The sequence below is a fragment of the Paenibacillus donghaensis genome, assembly GCF_002192415.1.
Taxonomy (GTDB): Bacteria; Bacillota; Bacilli; order Paenibacillales; family Paenibacillaceae; genus Paenibacillus_AQ; species Paenibacillus_AQ donghaensis.
This window is the reverse complement of the sequence record NZ_CP021780.1, coordinates 4,986,375-5,008,861: the sequence shown is the minus strand read 5'-3', so window position 1 is coordinate 5,008,861 and position 22,487 is coordinate 4,986,375. Positions and strand designations below refer to the sequence as shown.

The following is a 22,487-nucleotide window of genomic DNA, read 5'->3' as shown; positions in this document are numbered from 1 at the left end:
TTTTACATCCCCTAGCTTAATGGATTTAATTTGCCTTTAAAATTTGCCCGCTGGGACCATTTATCGGCAAGGTCGCTAAATTAATGATGTCATCGACTACCGTTGCTGGATCTTCTGCTCCATGAGGATTCTGTTCGCTCTTCAAGTTTCCTGGATCGAACATGTTCACGAGGATGCCATTCTTCGCTTCTTCTAGAGCAACCATTCTCATTAACGCATCCATGCCTGCTTTTGCCGCCGAATACGCGCCGAATCCCTCATACGTAAAGGTAGACAATGCCGAAGTGATGGAAACAATGCGGCCATAATGTTGTTCTCTCATAACAGGAAGGATGGCATTCGTGACCAAGAAGGGACTATATAGGTTGAGACGGATGATTGAATCCCATATCGTATAGGTCATGTCATGAATTGAAGTGGGTGTTCCTGTACCTCCCGCATTGTTTATTAACACGTCGACACGTCCCAATTGGGTTAGAACTTGTTCTCGCAAACGTTGAACCTCTTCTGGATTCGTTACATCAGTAGGAATAACTACGTAACGGCCATTCGACTGCTCAATGATCTGGGCTACTTCCTCAAGTTTCCCTCTGCGTCGTCCTACTAATACGACTTCAGCTCCTTCAGCTGCCAAATGAATTGCCGTAGCTCTACCCAGCCCAGTACCAGCTCCTGTAATAAGAGCGACTTGATTCAAAAGTGAACTCATATTCAACACTCCATTTCTATTAGTTTAGAAATATAAACACCTGTTGATTAAATGGCACACGGATAGTATAGTCTCATAATAGATACAATCACAATAATCAATTGAAAAGTTAATGTTATCTATTCAACATAAGGTGCAACAATTGTTGGATTAATGTTGAAAGGAGAGGGTTTTATGGTCGGAGTAAAGAGCAACAGAAGAACCCGATATACAATAGAACTCATTAAGAAGTGTTTTCTTAATTTGCTGGAAACAAGAAAAATGCCTCAAATAACAGTCACGGAAATATGCAAACAAGCTGATATTAACCGTGGCACCTTTTATTTGCATTACAAAGATCCGTACGAATTGTTAGAGGTGATGCAGAAGGAATTTAATCGTGAAGTTTTGGAAACGTTGCAAAGGGATCAAAGTCCGTGCACGGTAGATGGATCGTTACTTAAGCTTTTAGACATAATTCAAGAAAAGAAAACGTTATATCGGATTATGGTATTGGAGAGTGGTGAGAATAATTTTTTATCTGAAGTCTTGCTTAAAATTCAAAATAATTATCTGCAAAGATTGAGAGAGAATCAAAACATGGGGAATCTGTCTGCAATGGACTATTCTTTTACTTATATGGTCAATGGTTCGATGGGAGTCATTAATCAATGGCTCGAATCGAACGGTGAGGAAAGCCCGCTAGTTATTGCACAGCTCATCTCTTCTCTGACTCTAACCACTATGAATGGGGGGAGGACACCCTAAAAACAATCGCTATCAACGTATAATTTAAAGCCAGCAATTAGGGGGGGATCTTATTGGGATTCCTTAAGGAGAACTCATTCTCCCTCAGACTAATGTAGTTTCTTTTAGTGAAACATCAATTGATTAATTCCCTTTCTGCGCTCTATTTGGAGCAAACAAGCTTGTCGACTTTCTTTTTCATTCTAAAACTACAAAATAGAGCCTCTATTCGGTCATCGGTGCTTCAGTGTCCGGTGGTTACAGTAGAAGATAAATTTTGATTGAGCGGTATCGTTCTGAGGAATTCTTATAAATCAATAAGACATTGTTAGCATTTAATTTGCCATGATATGTGGAGTTCTGATTGAGCAAATGTTTTATGAAGTAATGATGAGGGAGGGCCAGAGGGAATATAATCTGGCCGTTTATTTTTGTGATTTGAGCTACAGAAACGGCAAGGCTATTATGTTGAAACAATAAAAAAATTGTCATCTATAAAATTCGTGATTAAGTTCAAGAGGGCATGTTCAAGAAACACATTAATATATTTTTTGATTAGGAAAGAGATAATTATTTTGTAGGCGAGGGAAAGTGTGATTTTAGCGCTGTATTGTACTATTATTAAATAAATAAAAAGTGCGTTAAGCTATGTTTCGTGTGATATTTTTCAAAAAATTAACGAAACTGAGAATTTGTTTTATTAATATATAGCAGACCAAGATACAATTCTGTGGGGGCGGGTCACCAGTTTGGTGGCCTTCTACCCGGAGGGGCTGATTGGCCCCCTTTACTCTAATAATAAAGATGATATCGCAAGTGCTTTACTCTGTTATACATTTTTTTAATTTAAATCTATAACGATCTTAACGGTCTCTTTAGCGGCAATGGCTGTGTTAAAGGCCTCCTGAATATCCTCAAGCTTAAATACTTGCGTTATAAGGGGGGATAGTTCATCTGTAAAGCTTGCAAGATATCCTACAACTTTAGTGAAATCTTCGTGAGTATAGCCGCTGGAACCCTTAAGTTGTACTTCTTTTGACATGACTTGCTGCAAGCTGATCGGAACTTCGGTTTTATACACAGCGATAATTGAAATTCTGGCCTTAGGCTTAACGATTCTCATTATATTTTCAAATAATACCGGAGCACCTGCCGCATCGATAAATACATCTACATCGGGTACTTCTAGACCGTATACATTCACCGTGCCAAAATGTCTAGCCAATCCTTCCTCAAGAGTTGTTGCAGCAGTATTCACGGTTAGAGCTCCTAATCCGGCAGCCTTTGTTAATCTCCATTCGTCAATATCGACCACGCAGACGTTATTCATGCCTTCTGCAATTAAACTGGCAGCAGCCAGAAGCCCGATCGGTCCCCCGCCCACAACAACAATATGATCTTCAGGCTGCGGATTTGTGCTGAATGCGCCATGCCGCCCGACGCTCATGGGTTCGAGCAATGAAGCTACCTCTACAGGGACATTTTTATCTATTCTATACAAATTATAGTTAAGTTCTGCCTCTTCCACTAAGACGTACTGGGAAAATCCGGAGCATTCCAGGGATTTGCGTCTCCCGACTTTTTTAGCGGTAATAGGATTAATGCCTACACGCATACCAATCTCGATCTCTGGTGAAACTTCAGCCCCTACTTCTACAACATCTCCGACCATTTCATGTCCGAATTCAGAACCAAGACTGATTCCGATATCCCCTTTACCTGCTTTGACTATATTAATATCAGTACCACAGATTCCTCCGCGCAAATTTCTAACAAGGACGTCTCTTGGACCAACTTTTGGAATAGCTTTTTCTTCAATACGAACGCCATCTTTTCCGTAATAAACTGCTGCTTTCATAAATTCACTTCACTCCTTATGAATGGTTATCGATCACTCCATGATGCTTTCCCTTACAATAATTGAAAGGAGTGATTGGGTTGGCCTAATCATGACAGGAGAATGTTTAAATTTTGTTGAATTAATGTTTGTGTGATACTAATTAATACGGTATCAATTCTAATAAAAATATAACTGTGCGAAATATATTAATCTAAGATTGGTGATATTTACTTCACAAGTAACAGCCAATACTTGCATTTGTTCTGTTCTTTGCTCCCGTTCGTTGAAGTGAAGACAGATGGCCGGTGATTGGGAAAAACGGAACTGTTGAATTAGTGACAGATGAAGACAAACTACCGGTGGTATTAGGGGGGCAGAAAAGGACTGTTGTGGTGAGCCTGACAAGAGATATATTGAAACTTTCTTCGTAGCGCCCAAAAGATGGCGCGTTGAAGTTGTTTTGCAACCCATACCCGGATCAACTGAAAGTTATGCCAGCTTGACCGTTTTAAAAAAGTTCTACTCTGTAATAGAAGCGATTTTCTGGATATTTGTCAAATAGTCCGCATCATCAATTCCCCAACTTGTGTTGCTATTTGTTCGGTAGAGCCATTTAAATGATTCAGTACAAAAGACTCCATAATACCTAATACAGCCATCCCTAAAAATTTTAGTAGGATTTCGTTATCATTTTTAGAGTCTCTTTTGTCGATTTTATTACTTAATTGATTCATCATAAAATTAAGCAATCTTTCTCTGAATGTTACAGTGCTTCTACTTATAAACAAAGCGGAGAAAAATGCTTTATGCTTTTCAAAATAATGGAACCAGATCACTGTTCCCTCTACAAAGCCTTTTTCTTTTTTTTGATCACAAATTTCTTCTAATTCTTCTAACTGTTTAGCAACAATTCTATCCAGCAGATCGTATTTATCTACATAGTGTAAATAAAATGTCTTTCTGCTTATGTCAGCTCTATCAGTAATTGCTTTAACTGAAATTGCATCAAATCCTACTTCAATCAACATTGTTAAAAATGCTGATTGAATAGCCGTATGCGACTTTAGTATTCTTCTATCTATTTTGTTCACATTAGAAAACTCCTTTTATGTTAATACTCAAATTATATAAAATGTGTATTAATACACGAAATCTGAGATTTGGTAATTGAGACAATCTAATTTGTATTATAACATAATATAACACACGAGAGTAATATGACTCTATAGTGTATATGAATAAAAATAAGTAAAGGTGGAATTAGATGTGAGAGTTACCAAAAGGAATGTGAAGTTTAATGCACGTGGGTTACAAGTAGCAGGTATTATAAATATTCCTGAAAATGCTACTGAAAAGCAAGCATATCCTGCTATTGTATGCGTTCATCCCGGCAGTAGCTGTAAAGACCAAACTGCAGGTATCTATGCCAAGAAACTTGCTGAGCTTGGGTATGTAACCATAGCTTTTGATGCATCTTATCAGGGAGAAAGTGAAGGGGTACCTCGATTTATTGAAGAACCATCTGTACGCGTTGAAGATATTCGCTGTGCCGTTGATTACTTGACATCACTTAATTATGTAGATGAAAATCGTATTGGCGTACTGGGTGTTTGCGCAGGAGGCGGTTATGCAGTAAATGCCGCAATGACTGAGCATCGAATCAAAGCAGTAGGTACAGTCGTCGGTGCTAATATCGGTCGTGTAAATCGAGAAAGTGGTGATCCGATCAAATTATTAGAAGCCATCGGTCAACAACGCACTGCAGAAGCCCGTGGTGCTGACTCCATGATTACGAACTGGATACCTAGAAATCAAGAGGAGAGAGAACAAGCTGGTATTACAGATATAGATATTATAGAAGCAGTTGACTATTATACAACTCCAAGAGGGCAAAATCCTAATTCTCCGAATAAGCTAAACTTCATTAGTGTTGGTTCAGTCCTTGGTTTTGATGCCTTCCATCTGGCAGAGGAACTACTCACTCAACCTCTGCAAATCATTATTGGTAGTGTACAAGGTGCATTCGGTTCGTACAAAGATGGTCATGAACTCTACAATAAAGCAGCCTCTAAAGATAAAAATTTGTATATTGTTGAAGGTGCAAGTCATTATGATTTATATGACAGACCTGAACCGGTTAAAGAAGCTGTTGAAAAGTTAGGTGATTTTTACAAAGCTTTTCTTTAGAAATAGTATGGTTTAAAACTTACAACACATTGTCGAGGTCACAGACAATGTGTTTTTTTTATTGACAGGAAATTATACAATGAAAAAATGTGGATAACTCCGATGAAAAAACTAGGAGGGATGGACGTGAAGAATTAGGAAACATGGAAGAGACGAGAGAACATCAGGCAGATTATAAAAGATCACTTTCATGTTTCATGGAAATACACGGACAATCATCTACCCGAGACTTCACAGTAGTATCACAGAAACCGTGAATAAAGCAGTTCGTTGAGATACGAGGGATATGGGCTATGAAACAGCAACCACACCAAATGGGGCAGCGCATGAAAACAAACTGATGTTTAATAATCAAGTCATTAAAAAAATTATCGGTCTTGCGCCGAACGAAATTGAGGGTATTTTGTCAATGAGTGGATGGTTTATGAGCGGACTCACTAAACTTCTTCGAAGTACAGAAGATAATACAAAAGGAATTAGTACAGCGGCGGTAGCGCTTCAAGTTGCCTTCGATTTGAAGGTTATTGTTACCAGGATGCAGTCAGCAAAATTAATGAAGCAATGTAAGATATGACAGTCCCACTGTCCCCAATGACTATGTTTGAACTGGTAGTGCAACAGACCCCGCATCACAAGCGAAGTATGGAGTTTGGAACCGATGTAGGATTACCAGCTAATACGATTAGGAGTTTGTTATGGAACCTGTAGTGGGAGTATTTATAGCCAAGGGACTCAGTGTGGTACAAGCTTTCTTAAAGCGAAGATACCCTTAGAAAAAGACAGTAAGCCTCTCGCATGTGGAAAGTGCAGATCATCATCGGCGATTAAAAGCTACATCCTTTAAAGCACATTCTCTAAAGAACGCAAAGTAGTGATCCCCCAATAATGAGAATCGCTGTTATGCTGGGAATTCGCATTTCCTAATTTAAAGCAAAGCTGTCTCTGCCATGAGAAGTCCACTTAAGAGACAACCCTTCAATATACGATCCCGAATGAGGTGAGTCTGAGCATATTCTATTTGTAGTAGGAAGTTGTCAGTGGAATAAAGAAACCTCCATCTGAAGGCTGGTTGACATTTATGGCTATGTTGCTCACTCCAGAGATTCCCACCTCGATCGTCTGAATACCAGTCGAAGGAGAAATTTTTTCAACCTTTTTGAGTAATGTATTCTTGTCATTATCCGTGATTTCAAGAGATTCTACCTCTTCTCCGGTTGCCGCAAATTGAAGAATTAGCTTCGTATATTTGCCTTCTGGACTGAGCGCAGTGTACTTAATATTCGAACCTGAAGCGCTGTACAATACCTCTCCATAATCCTTGCCGCCAAGTGTAGTTTGCGCTGAATCCTTGGAATACAGTGAGTTATTGAATTCCTCCTTGCCAATCGGGACGCCGGTTTGCTGCTCACCAATAACGACCTCTTTGGCCTCGGGTCATAATTTACCACCACCCCCAGCAGCGAGGATACCGATCTTACCGGTAAATAAGTGGTGCCATTATAAGAAATAGGCAGAATCGTTTTTCCGTTGCCATCCTTCAAGGGGACAACTTGCCCATTCGCTCTTACCTTCAGTTCTCCGTTCAAGTATGCTTTTATCTCCTGAAGTTGTGAAGTGGCAAAGGCCCCTGCCGCTATTCCTACCAATAAAATCATCGATCCGCTTAGTGTCATCAGAAGCTTTATCTTCATGTGATTCTCCAATATATGTAGCAAGCGGAAAGGTTAATATAGTATCAATAAGGGCTTCAGTGGTCATGTGCTGAGCAACATCCCTTGGAACCGTTAAGAACTCCAGTACCTTTGTAGTCGAATTTATTTTTTTCCAAAGTTCCAGCCAGTCCCGGGCATCATCGGGTGTCAAAGGGTACGTGTAAGGTGTAGTGATTGAATAGGTTGGCTTGTTGACTGCAGAGAGATCTGTACTAGCGGCGAAAATCGAATCCGTAGTACTAAAAATGACTAAAAAGCTAAGAATCAAAATTATTGTAACTTGTGAACCGTTTTTCCAATAACGCAAAATACTCACCTTCTATCCATAATTTTGGATGCGCTCAACACATCTCTGATTGTAATATCAGGAATTATATGGGTAAATAAAAAATATTCCTTGTAATATTGGATGATTCTCTACTACTCTAGCAAAAAAGCTAGGCGGGCAAAAGTACCATTGGCGTCGTTGCAGTTGTTGAAACTCCTGTGGGTAATTCAGCGCGCAGCAGGAGCCACTGATTACATTGGATCAGTAAACGTCGAGGCCTTACCATGAGCCAGGTCATTGGCCCTTCCGTCTATATGGAGAGTGACAGCGAAGCCTAACTGCTGTTTGGAAACGGTCTTCTTGCTAATGTAGAACTTTGAAGGGATATAGTACTGTGAAGCGGCGGCTGCGAAATACCGTTATTCTGTTCTAAGCTATAAGAACAAAGACATGTTCGACACAACGCCCCCTTTTAACGATTACAAAGGGATACACCGTGAATTCTGCATTAATCCGCTTGAGTTTAGTGAGGACGAACTGATGCAGTAGGCGAAGCTCTGAATCCGACGAAATCTAAATTCCGGCGTGAGGAGAAGCCTGGTTGCAGGTTTTGTCGACAACGGATGACCTTTAAGTGATTTACAGGTTCAGTGTGTTTGAGTAGGTATTGAAAAAACACAGGTAAAACAGCAGATAGGTTAATCCATGGTGAATTAAATTTACGGTTATTATAATTGGTGGAAAAATTAAACAAACAGCGCATAAGAAAGGTTACGTGCTGTTCATATGGTGTTGGCTTTCGTCAAATATTTATAGAATGACTAAGATATCCCTCTGAGATCTATTGAATTATGTATATTTTGAAAAAAAGTTGAATATACTATAATATAAAACCATCCAATAGGAGAAGCTGCTGCTAAAACAAAGACTGTATACTCTTTATTGAGTTACAGTCTTTGTTTAGTATACTTAATAACCCGACTACTTAATTAATTATCTCTTTACTATCATTTAGGAAGTGATTTTACTGAGTTACGTATTGATAAAAGAAGTTCTTCCTAATATAATACAAACAAGTGTTCTTTTATAAGGTGGGAATTACTATCTATAGTCTTCTACATAATCTTACTGATTGATATGATGGACTTACTGATCAAATTTTCAGGAGGACAAGGAATGTTGAAAAAACCAGCTGGGAATATATTAGATAAAGATAGTACTGTGTTACGTACAAAACCTCAACTTACTACGATTCAATTTCAATCGATAAAAGGTTCGATAATTAAGTCAATTGAGGATCATAGCCCAGTATGGTTAAAAGTATTTTATCCAAAATATGATAGAGTGTTGCATGGTATCATAATGACAGCTGATTATCAGCAACAACGAATTGAGATTAGAACAATCAGAAATCAATCAGAATGGATAGAAATAAAGAATATTCTGAATATTATTTAATTTTGACAATATGCTTTAATGAATTACAACTAAGCTAGAATCAGTATCTCACAACCAGACCATCAATGTAATAAAAAAGACTAATTATCAAATAAGGGAATTAAAAACATTTTTTTGGAATTTAGGAAATCTAAAAGAGACTGAACTCGTTAAGAGATGCAGTCTTCCTTTTTTAGTTTCTATTTAGCTAATAATTTAATAAGATGAAAACGACCTATGTTTTAAAAATGAATTCGGATTTTTTATACTTTATTTTATTTATTGTTACATCGTTTGCCTCATGAACTTCAATAAATCCTTTATTAAATATTTGATTGTTAAAAATAACTTCAATAGGAATGCAGAGTAGGAAAGCATCATTGAAGTCCTTTTCTGTTGTCAAATGCTGCCCTTGTGCATATAAAGAATTACTTTCAACCTTACGATGTTTTATTATTTCTTCAATAATGCTAATTCTTTTTTGAGCTTCAGAAGTACGTTTTTCATTAGAGAAAATATCCCCTAGAGTCATTACATAAACTATTATAAATAATAATAATAACACACCTAACAAATTAACATTAGACATAGAAAATTGTTTTACAGCTTCAGCGATACTATTATAATTTGTTACTTTCTGCGTTGTATCTTCAATCTGACTTGCGAATTTCTCTGATAAATTATATATATTCCAAACGCTTGTTGTTACTGTTGTAACGAGCAATACAAATACAGGCACCAACTTGAAGACTAGTTCAGATACACCAAGACCTACACCTTTTTTTTCTTTCTGATATTTTAAATGTGCCAGCACAATAGTTAAATAGTCAATATTTAGTCTATTATATGCAAAATGGTACCCCTTTGAAAAATACATCTCGTTATTTTTCATAGACGGCTCAAAGGCATGAGAAGCTTCGTTTGAAGCATTCCATATAGAAATGTATTCTTTGATAGGTTCATCGAAAGTACCAATGATAATATTGGTTTTATGAATTTTGAAAATAAAGTATATAATAGATAAAGATAAAAGGAAATATTCAGTGTAAAGAATAATTTTTACATCCATTTTATAATCCCCCAATGGCGTTTTTATAAAGTTTATAGATAGCAAAAGCAGTCAGTGATGACTGCTTTTGTTTATATTATTAAGAGATATATCTATAAATATCCTCAACATTATAAAATGTGAAGTCGGGAGATGAACTCAATAATTCTCTTTTATTTAGGGCCCCCCATAAAGCAGCCCCTGAATACATTTCCGCAGCTTTTGCAGCAATAACATCCTTCGGATCATCACCTATAGCAAGTATATCCACAGGATTAACGTTTAATAGTTTAGCGGCTTTTAATAGCGGATCCGGGTGAGGTTTATGTTTACTTGAGTCATGGTAACCAATAATTGCATCAACATTGATTCCGAAATTCACCAAAACATGTTCTGCATAGGATTTTCGAGGGCTTGAAGTTACAATAGCTACTTTTCGGCCTTTTTGCCTAAGTGATGTTATGAGCTCAATTATCCCATCATAACATTGAATTTCGGGAATTCTTTTTTGCACTATGTTCCAATTTCTGTTTTTACCCATTCTTAATGGAGCGAGTAATCGCGAATCAACAACGGTTTGATCTAGATCAAATATCACGGCTTGGATCACCTTAATCACGTCCTAAAAGAAACTTATTTGTTCGTCATCAGGATATGGCTTTTTATTTTTTGAGGATTGTTGTCCTGATCTATTTAGTTCGTCGTTATATCGGTTGCGAACTTTATCCAAAAATTCATTCAACTGAAGGGTACTTCCCAGAGGAAGAGCTTTTCCATCCTGAATAAGCTTTTTGTTTCCTCTCGCCTTATCATTATAGAATTCATTAGGATGATCAAAGCATCCTAAAATTCTGCTCTGTTGAATACAAAAATCAACTGTATGCATAGTTCCACCCGTTATATCGGTTTCAACAACTGCGACACCATGACTTAAGCCACTTTGAATACGATCGCGTTCTACAAACATATTTCGCCCAGCCTTTGTTTCCGGTGGATACTCACTAACCAAAGCCCCGTGATGTTCTAAAATTTTCGCAGCAAGCTCACGATTTTCAGCTGGATAAATGGGAGTATTTAGTCCTTGTGCAAGAACAGCCAGAGTATTACCTCTGGCGCTAATAGTCCCCCAATGACCTGCTGCGTCTATTCCTTTAGCTAAACCACTTACAACCACAAAGCCAGCCTCGGAAAATAAAGTGCCCAAGCGTCTGGCACACAGAACTCCATATTCAGACGGGTCTCTTGTTCCGATTACAGCTATAGAAGGTTGGTTCAGTAGATTAAGCTCACCTTTAACAAATAAAATTACGGGTGCTTTGGAAATTGATTTTAGATGGATTGGAAAAGCTTTGTCATTATATCCGATAACGGAAATATCATTCTTCAGGCAAGATTCCAATTGACGATTCGCAATGTTAAAAGCAACATTAATATCTTCAACATTTGAGAAAGCAACTCGTCTATTTAAATTATGAGCAAAATTGACGGCATTCTGAATAGCGCTTAAAGAATTTAGTTCGTTGGGGAACTCATCTAAAATGAACTGAACAGCTGAACGTCCCCAACCTTTTAATTGTAGCAGTGTTAAAATTCCGATATTTGGATCAAACATAGGTCACCTCGTTGTTTTTCCTAGAGCAAAACAAGTAATACTTTTTGGCTGAGCTCTTTGTAAAATAATCTTACAAGCTTCGAAAGAGCTACCTGAAGTGGTGATATCATCTAATAAGACAACATCTTTACCGTTAATCAGATTGGCATTTTGAAGCCTAATTGACGAAAGATGGACTTCGATTGAGCGTGGGCCACCATACGCTGCCTTTGGAATGCTTACAACACGTTTTAAACATGAAGTAGCGTCAATTCTATTATGCAATTTAGAGAGGGCTTGAGCAACTCGCGAAATTCCAGAATTGGTTTTGGTAGAGTCGCTAGACGGCACATAAGATAAGCAAACTTCGTGAGGAATCAATTTATCCAGTTTTTGAATAAAATGATCAAGAGCATCCTGGTCACCACATTTAAGCTTAAATATCATTTTTGATGCCTTATCGTAATTAGGATTCCGCTCTTTTGTGAAGGAGTCAGAGTAGTAAGGATGATATTCATGAAGATAATAAAGCATATCGTCAGTTGTTACAAGATGTTTTGGGTTTATAATAGACATGTTCCACCTGCTTTCAGAATAACTTATATAGAATAGTATAGTTGTTATTGGAGGTTTCCAATTTGGAAAGCTAAGCATTTTGAAATGTCCTCCAACATATCAATAAGTTGATTCATCTTCACAGGCTGCTATGTTATAATACGTATAACAGCCTGAGCATTGAGAGCGTCAGGGTGAAGATCGGTTAGCATCTGCAAATGCTAAACCGATCTTTTTTATTACGAAGAATCCAACACAAAAATCCTCCTTCATTTGAAATTGAAGAACATAATTTAATTATCCCTTCACTATAATAGGAACCATTTAGCTGAAAAAAAGACAAGCATCCAATTATTTTTTATCTTTAGATAAATAAAAGTTTCAATAATATTGTCTAAAAATGGAAATTGAAAGCCGCACCATTCCTTTGAGAGTGAATGGTGCGGCTTTTTGATGTTGTACGAATGAGAAGTAAGGAACAAGAAATTAAATCATAAGAGAGTAGGATCAAGTAACAAAACTATTTCAATCCATGTACTTAACACTAAAATAATCAAGTCAACTTATTAATGTGGAAATTATTATTTTAGCATCTGAGGCAAGTAAATAATCAAGTTCTTCATAGAAAAAATCTTTACATTCACTTTGTATGCTACTTAATACTAAGGTAAGGATAGTATTTTTTATCCCTATATCTGAGTTTGATAAATGAATGGTTTCTGTTTTTATTTGATCATTTAAAGGATTGATGTATATTTTTATTTTATCCTGATCCCAATTTAGGTCTACACTTTTATGAGTATTTTGAACTAACAGATTTGTTGATAATGATTTATAAGTGTCTTGATTATTTATATCGAATAAAGCATGAGTATCTAATATTTTGCTTAACATATTACTATATTTATCTTTTAATGAATGGTTTAAGTGAATATCCTCTGTTATATCTCTACTTATAAAGCGATAAAGTTTAAGTTGACTATTATCTTTATTCTTACTGTACTTAAATGATGGATGGCTTCTTAATGCTTGAACTAGATAATACTCAAAAGCGATCTTTGGTATACTCTTTTTCTCAACAGATTTTAATATTCTGTTTAATTCAAAATCCATTGATATTTCCTCAAAAGACATTTCACATAATTTTAGAAACTCTAGATAAGATAAAAGTTCTTTAAAAAGTTGTTCTAAATATATTTTTAGTTTCAAATGAGATTCCCTAATGAAGAGAAGTTTTTTTAAATTACTATCGAAGTTTACTTCAGATTTATTAAAAAATAATTCCAATAATTCTTCTGAAGAGAGAGCTATCGATATATCATAACTCGCATTCTTTAACATAATATATATCTCCTTTAGATAATTCCTCTTATCCCTCCGTAAGGAGGGATAAGGAATTATTTATTTTCAAAATTTATAGTTGCAAAAGTTCATTAAGCTAGTTGTCAAAATAGTTGGATAGTTGTTTCTTTATAAGTTTCAATCCTCGTCTTTTGAGTGTTGAAACATGAGTTGTCTTAATACCTAGAAGTGATCCGATTTCTTTAACACTTAAATATCCAAAGTAGAAATGGAATATTATTTTACTGGTTCTTTCATCGCATATGCGATGAATTTCTTGTTTTAACATCTCCTCCTTTTCTTGCTTCAACATTTCAATTTCCGGAAGATAATGATCACTAGCGCCTAAAGCTTGTTGGATATCAAAGTTGAATCCGCCATCCTCTTGGAATATTCTCCCACTTCTGAAAATATAAGTGTTGCGATCCCCCTTAATCTGTCTACGGTATTTGCCGAAGAAACAGTTTTTATGTTGACTTAATGCTGTATCTGCATTTGATAAAGCAGCACCAATGAAACTTTCTACAATTGAATCTTCTTTGACTTGTTTGATAGTTAATTCAATTGCTCTAGAAACAATATCATTTAGATCTTCATCATTCATTTCCTTAGTTTTACGATTCTTCACATAGAATCGTAAACGTTCTTTGAAATGTTCTTGGATGTCCATTACTTCAGATGTCATTTCATTAGTAAGGTAAGCATGATGCAGTTTCTCGAATTTGCCAATAGATGCACGGTTTAGAGACGACATGAGCTATACCTCCATTATAAAAATGTTCATTCAAAATAAACTCCTCCCACTATAAATTAATATTTTCTCTTGTTTGCTCACTCGTTCTCAGGTTTTCATTCATTGACAGATTGAGAGTTGGAATAGTCATGTAAGGATGACATTATTTTCTGGAAGAGCCGGTGGCGGGAATAGAGAGTGGGGGAGTTATCCCCAACCCAAAGATACATTCTGTAATCGCACTTTGGATATCCACACCTGTCTCTTGACGGCTTACCCTCCCATGTCACGCGGGGTCTTTGCCCTTACATTCCTTCGTTCTGCCTCTCAAGAGGTGGACGCCGTTTCTTGCTCCTTTACAGGGTCGTTGCCCTTATGGAATTGATTCCTGCGGCTGCTCCGTGCTTCTTTTGTCTTTGGTGATTCCTACTTCAATGAGCAAAAAGAGTCTGGTCTTTTCTTAAGCTGCCATCTGTAGCTGGGCCAGACGTACCGGCCCTAACACGTCGTTAGCGTCGTACGGAATTCGCTTCGTACCGAGTGTATGCAGGACGCGTATAAGTTTTCCGCATAACGCCACAAGGGATTGCTTTTTCTTCAATGGATTCTGACTTCGTGTCGTAAAGTACTGGTGCAGCGCCTTGAACTCCGCGTTCTTCGCTACCATGGGCATGACCGCCCGGAACAGCAGGGCTCTTAGCCTTGCACGTCCACGTTTGGTAATGCTGGACTTGCCTTTTTTCTTTCCTGAACTGTTTTCTTTGAGATTCAGTCCGGCCAGCCGTATGATCTGCTGTCCGTGCTCGTAACTGCTTAGGTCCCCTACTTCTGCAAGGAACCCCGCCAAGGTGACTACGGCCACACCCGGCACAGTGAGCATCTCCTTCGTTCCCGGAATTTGTGCAAGTAGACGTTCCACCTCGACCAGAATCTCTTCGAGTTGTCTGGCGAACATTTCGTACTGCTCCAGAAGCGTTTTAATCTCTATTTTGGCTGCGGGAAGTCCTTCGGTAAGCCCGATGGATCTTCTTGCAGTTTCGACCAGTTGCTCCGCTCGTTTCGTCCCTACGGCGCGCTTCACGTCTTTCTTCCATCGCTTCACAATGGCCTCTGTACCGAGCGCTACGATCTCTTCTGGCGTCGGAAACTCGCTTAACGTAATAAGGGAGGCTTTCCCCTCCCAGTCTTTAAAAACCTTTGTATACTCCGGGAAAAATCGATCCTGCCAGTTCTGCATTCGTCTTTGTACCTGCCCGAGGTTCACCATGATTTTCTCGCGAAGATTCATGAGAATCCGCAGATCTGCATAGAGGTTCGTCGGCAGTTTCGGTTCGCTGTACTTCCCGTTACGCACTAAATCGGCAATGACTTTTGCATCCTTATAGTCGTTTTTCGTCGGTGAGTTGTCTTCCAGTTCTTTGCTTTTGTGTACATGATGCGGATTGACGATGACCAAAGGAATCCCTTGCTGTCCCAAGTATTCGGCCAGATTAAACCAGTAGTGTCCGGTAGGCTCAATGCCAAAGAGGACGTCAGTCTTGGCATGCTCCTGCTGAAGCTCCTTCATCCACTGAACCAGTTGTTCCAGCCCGGTACGGGTATTGGAGAACACACAGTCCTTTCCCAGTTCAATGCCCCGAAAGTCGATGGCACGGGCCACGTGGGTTTCTTTAGCAATGTCTGCGCCTACGACAAGGGTCTTGTCAGAAATTCGTGTAATCCGTTGATTCTGTTTCTTCGATTGTTTATACTTCATGTTGAGTGCCTCCTGCGCTGGAATTTGTTCTTTGGACGGAACGTTTCCCAGTATACAGTTGGCGCTTTTTTCTTTCAAACCTCAAATTAATTCATTACAGGAATGGCTCCTTTGCTAGATTTAAATATAAGGCAGTATTCGATAACGGGTACAAGCCCTACATTATTAATGGAACCATTTCTAAAAGAAAAAGACAAATAGAATAAAATATTTTTGAGTTTTTTTTAATGCGACATAACAAACTCCTTTTATAAGTTTGATAACTCCATTTATCTTGACAATAATTAATCGACATAAGTATTAATAATTTTGGTGGAATTTATGGATCTATTAACTCTCAACCCAAAGTCATAATTGATGATTATTTGTCCATAGTAATTAAAGATACTAAATTCACCGAATATTTGAAAAGTAGGATTAACGAACTATAATTTGTTGAAATTTGGAAGGGTAAATAAGAAAAATGTAGAATTACTTATCATATTGTATTTTCTATAAGAAGGTGAACATGTGGATAGTATGGTCAGTGAATTATTGCCAATTAGAGCACCCAAAATACCGGATAATTATGATATTCTTTTTGGTATTCCGATCCCTCCAATTGAAAGATTGAGAACATTTTCGGCAGATCAGTTTGAAGACATGATCTGTGAGTGGGTAGACGGATTTCTTAAAATAGATTATTCATCTGTTTATCGCTCTGGCTCTGCAGGAGATAAGGGCAGAGACATCGTAGCAATCGTTAACAGCAATTCAGCACACTACGTATGGGATAACTATCAATGTAAGCATTATGACCATCCTCTTTACCCTGGTGATTTTTGGTTGGAGTTAGGAAAGCTTTGCTACTACACTTTCAAAGGTTCATATACAGTTCCTCGTAAGTATTACCTGATTTCATCTTGTGGGCTTGGGACTTCCTTGGCGGAATTAATTGAATATCCAGATCGATTGAAATCCGGCCTGATCTCCGTTTGGAATGAGAAATGCAAAAATAAAATAACTGGCATAACAGAAATTGAATTAACTGAGGAGTTATTAGCATATATTCAAAACTTTGATTTCTCAATAATTACTCATTGTCCTCCTCAAACACTAATTGAACAGTATAGTAGGACTCCTTTTTATATGTACCGGTTTGGCGGGGGATTAAATAAGAAGAGACCTCAACCGGAATTGCCACAAGTATCTGTTCAGCCTGAAGAGATAAGGTATGTGTCGCAGTTATATGATGCGTATTCTGATCACCTAGGCCAAGACGTCTTTGAGATAGAGGGCCTAAAACAACATGACAAATTATACAATCATTTCAATCGACAACGTGAAGATTACTACAAAGCAGAATCTTTGAGGCGTTTTGCTAGAGATGAACTACCTTATGATGAACCTTTTGAAAAACTTCAGGATGAAATATTTAGAGGAGTGGTAGATGTCGCAGAGGATGATCATCCAAATGGATATGAATGTCTTAAAGAGACAATTAAAGAAGCAAGGAAATTACAAATAACAAGTAACATTTTGATTAAATATATCGATGGAAGCGATAGAAGTGGGATCTGTCATCAATTAGCGAATAAAGACATTCTGAATTGGGTGAAGAAATGAAAAATTTAACAATTAGTAGAGAAACATATTTGTTTAATACTCCATTGGAAATTGGGCTACGCTGTTTAGTTATTTTAAATAGTTTAAAGGATCAGGCAGTGAATGCTCAACGACTTATTTATTTAGATTATCTTCTAATTCATTATGGAGACATTGATCCGAGCTGTGAAAGCTTACACCCATTAACACCATATAGATCAGGAGAGATTTTAATCAAACGGGATTTAATGAACCAAGGTCTTCATTTAATGATTAGCAAGAAGTTAGTAGATGTTGAATTTGGACAAAACGGGATACTGTATAAAGCCAGTCCTTATTCGGGAGCGTTCCTAAAACATTTTGAAACTCATTATATGATTCAATTAATAGAAGTTAGCAAATTGTTATCGGAAAGATTTAATGAATATCCTGATAATAAACTTAAGGAGTTTATGATGAGTAACATCGACCGTTGGGGTGGGGAATTTACAAAAGAGGCTTTTGTGAGGGAGGGATTCTAATGACTGTAGAAGGATTCTTTATTACAGAACTGCGATTGGTAGGAAGAAATAAGAGAAATGCTAGTATCCTCTTTAAAAAAGGTTTAAATGTGATTTCAGGTGCCTCTGATACCGGGAAAACTTATATATTTCAAGTGATTAATTATATGTTCGGGAGTAAAAATGAACCAAAGGAAATTGACGAAAGTATTGGCTATTCAACGATTTATCTTGAACTACAGACATATGATGGTGAACCATATACTCTAAAAAGAGATATTGGCGAATCAACAATTCAAGTGTATGAGTCAGAAATTGATAAAATTACTGTATTACATAATTTTCTAAAGCTAAAAGCAAGGCATGACAAAAAAGATGATGAGAATTTATCAAGTTTTCTTTTATCATTAATAAATATCAAAGAGATGTTATTAAGAAAAAATCAAAGAGGAACTAAAGTTGCTTTTTCTTTCAGGCATTTTGTTGGATTATTCATGATTAATGAAGAGAAAATTATTTCAGAAGAATCTCCTGTTTTCTCAGGAGTAAATACTAATAGAACTGCTGAGCAGTCAGCCTTAAAAGCAATTCTTACAGGAGCAGATGATAGCCATGGAACAGAATTAGAAGACCCTAAAATATACAAAACTCGTTTGGAAGGAAAATTAGAAATTGTAACTAATTCTTTGCAGAAAATGAGACGGGAAATTCAGAGTAATATTGCAAAGGTAGAGAATTATAATGTTGAGGAATTAAATAATGAAATAGAGCGTGTGGCAGGAACACTTTCTGATAATAGCAAAGAAATGAATAAGCATATGGAAGAGAAGAAAACGCTTTGGACACAAGAACAAGAAGTGAAGTCCAGAATTATGATGTTGGAGGAACTTTTAGAAAGATTCTATTTGCTGGAAAAGAGTTATCTTTCTGATTTGGATCGATTGCAGTTTCTAATTGAAGGTGATCATTACGTATCTCAGTTATATGATTCGAATTGCCCTATCTGCAACCAGTCTATAAGTTATGAAGCGGTACAACATAACCACAATTTTCAATTGGATGATCTTCAAGCTGCATGTGTTGAAGAGGGAAACAAATTAAGAGCCCAACTTTTTGATTTAAAAGGAACTCTTAATAATTTAGAGGAAGAGAGTAGCACAAGAAGCCAGGAAGTTAAAGAACTGCGACAGCAAATCGGGTTAATTGACGAGTATATTCAAAAACAATTACAACCAGTTGTATTTATTGCAAAAGAATACCTGACAAATCTGATTGAAATGAAAAAGATATTTCAAGAAATTGAAATAAATGAACGGCGTGTTGAAGAGTATCAAGCTACTCAATTTGAAATCATGAGGGATTTGAATAAAAAAAGTCAAAAAATAAATTATGTTAATGAGATAACTCAAGATATTTATGAGGATGTAGCTAATGAAGTAGAAAATTTGCTAAAAGATTGGAACTATCCAGATCTAACGAGTGTGTCAATCGACCATGAAGAACAAGATTTAATCGTATCGGGGAAAAAAAGAGCGAACCATGGAAAGGGGTATCGCGCAATTTTGAACGCAGCTTTTATTATTGCCCTTTTGAAATACACAAAAAAAGCAGGGTTAAAGCATCCTGGCTTGGTAATTCTGGATTCGCCCTTAACTACTTATAAAGAAAGGGAAAATCAATTAACTGAAATTAATTTAAACGAAGAAGTTCCTTTAGATATGAAACAAGCCTTTTTTAAAAATTTATCGGAGCTAAATCATATCTTTCCTAACGTCCAAATTATCATTCTGGAAAATATTGATCCAAATGAAGAAGTTCAATCCAAAATGAACTATATTCATTTCACAAAAATTATTGGTGTTGGAAGATATGGTTTCATCCCAGTAGATGGAGATGCAGGATTGATATTAAAATAGGTCTATTAATTGGTACTTAAAGCGGAATTATTATAAAGCCGGCCATATAAACAAATATGTTCAAGAAATTGAATTTGTGAGGTTTTAAATATGGAAATAATGACATTTGGAAAATATAAGGATAAGACTGTTGAAGAGGTTTTTTTAATAAACCCTGCGTATTTCTTGTGGATGAAAGAGAAGAAAATGACAAACAAGCCTGAGTACCAGGAATTTGTGCAAACAATCCCCTTTCAATACCCAGAACAATTTGAGTGGGAGGTTGATATTCGAAGTGGATATCAATGCTGGGAATGTAAAAAAACAATGTCAATATTTCTGATGTTTAATCCTGAAATAGAGCATGACTTTAGAAATAGATGTCCGATTATTAGTGATCTCTCATATTCAAAACCAAAGTCATTAATTCCATTTGCTAAAGGATTTGGAATTATCCTTGAGGATCGCTACAGCAAAACCATAAGTTCAAAATATATTATGCACATTTGCCCTCATTGTAAGATGCATCAAGGAGATTATCAGATAGTAGAAGACAATGAACAGAAGACACAGCTGGAGCAAAGAATTATTATAAAATGTACTAAAGGAACATGGGGAATTTTGCAATAAATATGTAATGAATTTCTTTACTCGAGGTGCTGTATGAAGGATAGATTGCTATCGTATTATGACCAAAAAGTTAGAGCATACATTTAATATATAAGCATATGGAATTAACGTATTGGGTATTCTTATTGTCCTTTCCAATAATTATCCCCCTTTTAGTATTAACTTGGGTGTGGTTTATAGCTGAGCGAAAATGGTTTTTTCAATTAATAATACTTTCAGCTGTCGTGATTTATTATTTGTTTTTTATCCATAAGCGTTTTAACAACTTGACTTGTAGAATTCTTAACAGAGAGTATTCAATAAAAGCTTCTCGTGCGGTATGGACAGGATATTTTCATGACATACAAGTTTTTGTGATAACCGAATTTTTAGTTGAAAATGACCTTTATGCGAAGTAGAAGATAGAAAGCCTTATGGAAGCTTATAAGGAAGATAATAAAAGTGAAAGAATGCCTGCCTTAATTGCACCGAGTATTTTAATCGCTGCTCTTGCTCCCAATTTGAACTATTTTTTAAAACACTTCTATGAAATCGAAGACTATAAGAGTAGTGAGGGACAATTAGTTATTTTTATTGTAGTTCTTGGAATTTCTATTTTTATCATTGGAGTTATTAGTTATTGGAATTAGTTATTTCGTGAAATGAGTGATGTATTTATTTATAAAAAGATTGGGCGAAGAAAAAATTTAAATTCTATACTTTATGATATTTTGCTAACAATAAAGGAGTGATGATAAATGTTAAAACAAGCAAATATAGATAGACTGATAATTGGTGACAAGCATATATTTGTTTTTGAACACCACCATTTTGCATTACTGCCTTGGGCTGAAATTAAATGTAAAATCAATGAAGAACTAGTGGTGATATCGCTCGATCATCATACTGATACACATAGTCCTTTTCTGTCTTTCGTTTATAATAACTCTAAGAATAAAGGGGAGCAAAAAGAAAAGGAACTTGTGAAATCATTGATAAAAGCCATAGATTACAGAGATCAAAATACTGTTTATAATGCAATAATGAAATTAAAACATGACGAGCATATTTACACGGCTATTGAAACAAAAATAATTAATAAAGCGTTTATTATTAGTCATGATAACTATTCTGATGAACCTCAATCTTTAGAAGAAGCCAAGCGATTATCTTTGCACAAAACTGATCCGATAAAGTTTTTCTTTAGAGAAGGAATAGCTTCTAGACCTCGCACATATCCATTTGCGACAGTATACATGCCACCTTATGAACCAGAGACAGAATTGTCGATTATGAATGGTTTTTCAACATTTTCAAATTTGGATATTGATAATATTGTTTTAGAAGATGATTTTTTATTTGATAAGTTTAAAATCTTAAATGAAATGTGCCCTGCTGTTGTCTCTGACAAGGGTACTTTCTCAGTAAAATACATTCTAGATATTGACTTGGATTATTTTCACTCTAATCTATCTATTGAACCCAAAAGCTGTAGTGTTTTTTATAATCTTATTAGAAATGCAGAAATTATTACCATTGCTAAAGAGTCGGTGTGTGTTGATCTTTTAAAACATAATAACGAAGATATCAACAGCGGAGCTTTACTTGAAAAATTATTTTCACATATTAGAAAGGCATTGGAAAATTGATTCTCATTTTACGGTTTTCCTCAATTTTGATTAGGGTACCATTGAATATGAGTTCCATTATTGTGAAAATCTCGCAACTTCACGTGAACTGCTTTTAAATCTAATCTATTTTTTAAAAGGGAATCGTAAAGATTGAGAACGATAAGTTCAATGTAATATGCGATTAAGTGTGATAATTCAAAATATTCATATGTTAATTTAGTCCGATAGATGTTTATGAGACACAATACTCTTGCCTTAACATTATATGAGAAAACTAAAGTCTTTATTTACGTAAGTACTAAGTCTGAAGTGTACAGACATTACGATTGCTTGGATTTTTTACTCAGTTTGATATTCAATCAAAA

General features: G+C 36.3%; 22 protein-coding genes. 10 read left to right on the top strand and 12 right to left on the bottom strand.

All coding sequences use genetic code 11. The features are described 5' to 3' along the window. Positions 1-25: 25 nt before the first annotated feature. Complete coding sequence (locus tag B9T62_RS23005; protein ID WP_087917433.1) at positions 26-709, bottom strand: SDR family NAD(P)-dependent oxidoreductase; 684 nt, start codon at positions 707-709, stop codon at positions 26-28. Between the two features lie 174 nt (positions 710-883). Between B9T62_RS23005 and B9T62_RS23000 the strand changes: the two genes are divergently transcribed. Next, positions 884-1,456 (top strand): TetR/AcrR family transcriptional regulator, encoded by a 573-nt coding sequence (locus B9T62_RS23000; RefSeq protein WP_087917432.1) that lies wholly within the window; start codon positions 884-886, stop codon positions 1,454-1,456. 820 nt (positions 1,457-2,276) lie between these two features. On the opposite strand, the gene B9T62_RS22995 is transcribed toward B9T62_RS23000, so the two are convergent. Both B9T62_RS22995 and B9T62_RS22990 read right to left on the bottom strand, forming a co-directional pair. After that, entirely contained in the window at positions 2,277-3,293 is a 1,017-nt protein-coding gene (locus B9T62_RS22995; RefSeq protein WP_087917431.1) for a zinc-dependent alcohol dehydrogenase, read from the bottom strand. A 536-nt stretch (positions 3,294-3,829) separates the two neighbouring features. Further along, positions 3,830-4,366 (bottom strand): TetR/AcrR family transcriptional regulator, encoded by a 537-nt coding sequence (locus tag B9T62_RS22990; protein ID WP_087917430.1) that lies wholly within the window; start codon positions 4,364-4,366, stop codon positions 3,830-3,832. 175 nt (positions 4,367-4,541) lie between these two features. Between B9T62_RS22990 and B9T62_RS22985 the strand changes: the two genes are divergently transcribed. Both B9T62_RS22985 and B9T62_RS22980 read left to right on the top strand, forming a co-directional pair. Continuing rightward, positions 4,542-5,462, top strand: coding sequence for an alpha/beta hydrolase (locus B9T62_RS22985; protein ID WP_087917429.1), 921 nt, complete (start codon positions 4,542-4,544; stop codon positions 5,460-5,462). 286 nt (positions 5,463-5,748) lie between these two features. Then, positions 5,749-6,036: an Asp23/Gls24 family envelope stress response protein gene (locus B9T62_RS22980; RefSeq protein ID WP_087917428.1), complete on the top strand. Its 288-nt coding sequence runs from the start codon at positions 5,749-5,751 to the stop codon at positions 6,034-6,036. A 440-nt stretch (positions 6,037-6,476) separates the two neighbouring features. On the opposite strand, the gene B9T62_RS22975 is transcribed toward B9T62_RS22980, so the two are convergent. Beyond that, entirely contained in the window at positions 6,477-6,764 is a 288-nt protein-coding gene (locus B9T62_RS22975; RefSeq protein ID WP_087917427.1) for a hypothetical protein, read from the bottom strand. A 195-nt stretch (positions 6,765-6,959) separates the two neighbouring features. After that, complete coding sequence (locus B9T62_RS22970; protein WP_087917426.1) at positions 6,960-7,481, bottom strand: hypothetical protein; 522 nt, start codon at positions 7,479-7,481, stop codon at positions 6,960-6,962. A 1,137-nt stretch (positions 7,482-8,618) separates the two neighbouring features. Between B9T62_RS22970 and B9T62_RS22965 the strand changes: the two genes are divergently transcribed. Then, complete coding sequence (locus B9T62_RS22965) at positions 8,619-8,900, top strand: YolD-like family protein (protein ID WP_157793976.1); 282 nt, start codon at positions 8,619-8,621, stop codon at positions 8,898-8,900. Positions 8,901-9,114: 214 nt separating this feature from the next. On the opposite strand, the gene B9T62_RS22960 is transcribed toward B9T62_RS22965, so the two are convergent. The 7 genes from B9T62_RS22960 to B9T62_RS22930 form a co-directional block, all read right to left on the bottom strand. Next, a complete protein-coding gene (locus B9T62_RS22960) occupies positions 9,115-9,948 on the bottom strand; it encodes a hypothetical protein (protein ID WP_087917424.1) in 834 nt (277 codons plus the stop codon). Positions 9,949-10,027: 79 nt separating this feature from the next. Continuing rightward, on the bottom strand, positions 10,028-10,537 hold the full coding sequence (locus B9T62_RS22955; RefSeq protein WP_169834427.1) for an HAD family hydrolase: 510 nt from the start codon (positions 10,535-10,537) through the stop codon (positions 10,028-10,030). Positions 10,538-10,549: 12 nt separating this feature from the next. After that, positions 10,550-11,539, bottom strand: a complete 990-nt coding sequence (locus B9T62_RS22950) for a DNA-processing protein DprA (RefSeq protein WP_087917422.1) — start codon at positions 11,537-11,539, stop codon at positions 10,550-10,552. 3 nt (positions 11,540-11,542) lie between these two features. Then, positions 11,543-12,094: a phosphoribosyltransferase gene (locus B9T62_RS22945; protein ID WP_157793974.1), complete on the bottom strand. Its 552-nt coding sequence runs from the start codon at positions 12,092-12,094 to the stop codon at positions 11,543-11,545. A 537-nt stretch (positions 12,095-12,631) separates the two neighbouring features. Further along, a complete protein-coding gene (locus tag B9T62_RS22940; protein ID WP_087917420.1) occupies positions 12,632-13,414 on the bottom strand; it encodes a hypothetical protein in 783 nt (260 codons plus the stop codon). A gap of 97 nt (positions 13,415-13,511) precedes the next feature. Beyond that, positions 13,512-14,168 carry a sigma-70 family RNA polymerase sigma factor gene (locus B9T62_RS22935; RefSeq protein WP_087917419.1) on the bottom strand — a complete coding sequence of 219 codons (657 nt, stop codon included), beginning with the start codon at positions 14,166-14,168 and terminating at the stop codon, positions 13,512-13,514. Between the two features lie 439 nt (positions 14,169-14,607). Continuing rightward, positions 14,608-15,903 carry an IS110 family RNA-guided transposase gene (locus B9T62_RS22930; RefSeq protein WP_087917418.1) on the bottom strand — a complete coding sequence of 432 codons (1,296 nt, stop codon included), beginning with the start codon at positions 15,901-15,903 and terminating at the stop codon, positions 14,608-14,610. 519 nt (positions 15,904-16,422) lie between these two features. On the opposite strand from B9T62_RS22930, the gene B9T62_RS22925 reads away from it, so the two are divergent. The 6 genes from B9T62_RS22925 to B9T62_RS22900 all read left to right on the top strand — a co-directional run bounded on the left by B9T62_RS22925 (position 16,423) and on the right by B9T62_RS22900 (position 22,140). After that, the gene (locus B9T62_RS22925; RefSeq protein WP_342746198.1) at positions 16,423-17,508 is read left to right on the top strand and encodes an ABC-three component system protein; all 1,086 of its coding nucleotides are present in this window, start codon (positions 16,423-16,425) and stop codon (positions 17,506-17,508) included. After that, positions 17,505-18,008 carry an ABC-three component system middle component 2 gene (locus tag B9T62_RS39390; protein ID WP_169834426.1) on the top strand — a complete coding sequence of 168 codons (504 nt, stop codon included), beginning with the start codon at positions 17,505-17,507 and terminating at the stop codon, positions 18,006-18,008. Before B9T62_RS22925 ends, B9T62_RS39390 begins: the two co-directional genes overlap by 4 nt. Next, positions 18,008-19,903: an SMC family protein gene (locus tag B9T62_RS22915; protein WP_087917415.1), complete on the top strand. Its 1,896-nt coding sequence runs from the start codon at positions 18,008-18,010 to the stop codon at positions 19,901-19,903. The genes B9T62_RS39390 and B9T62_RS22915 overlap by 1 nt, the downstream gene beginning before the upstream one ends. Positions 19,904-19,993: 90 nt before the next feature. Beyond that, entirely contained in the window at positions 19,994-20,512 is a 519-nt protein-coding gene (locus tag B9T62_RS22910; RefSeq protein ID WP_087917414.1) for an exodeoxyribonuclease X C-terminal domain-containing protein, read from the top strand. Between the two features lie 413 nt (positions 20,513-20,925). Further along, positions 20,926-21,141, top strand: a complete 216-nt coding sequence (locus B9T62_RS22905; RefSeq protein ID WP_087917413.1) for a hypothetical protein — start codon at positions 20,926-20,928, stop codon at positions 21,139-21,141. Between the two features lie 108 nt (positions 21,142-21,249). After that, positions 21,250-22,140, top strand: a complete 891-nt coding sequence (locus B9T62_RS22900; RefSeq protein ID WP_087917412.1) for a UPF0489 family protein — start codon at positions 21,250-21,252, stop codon at positions 22,138-22,140. Positions 22,141-22,487: the final 347 nt, after the last annotated feature.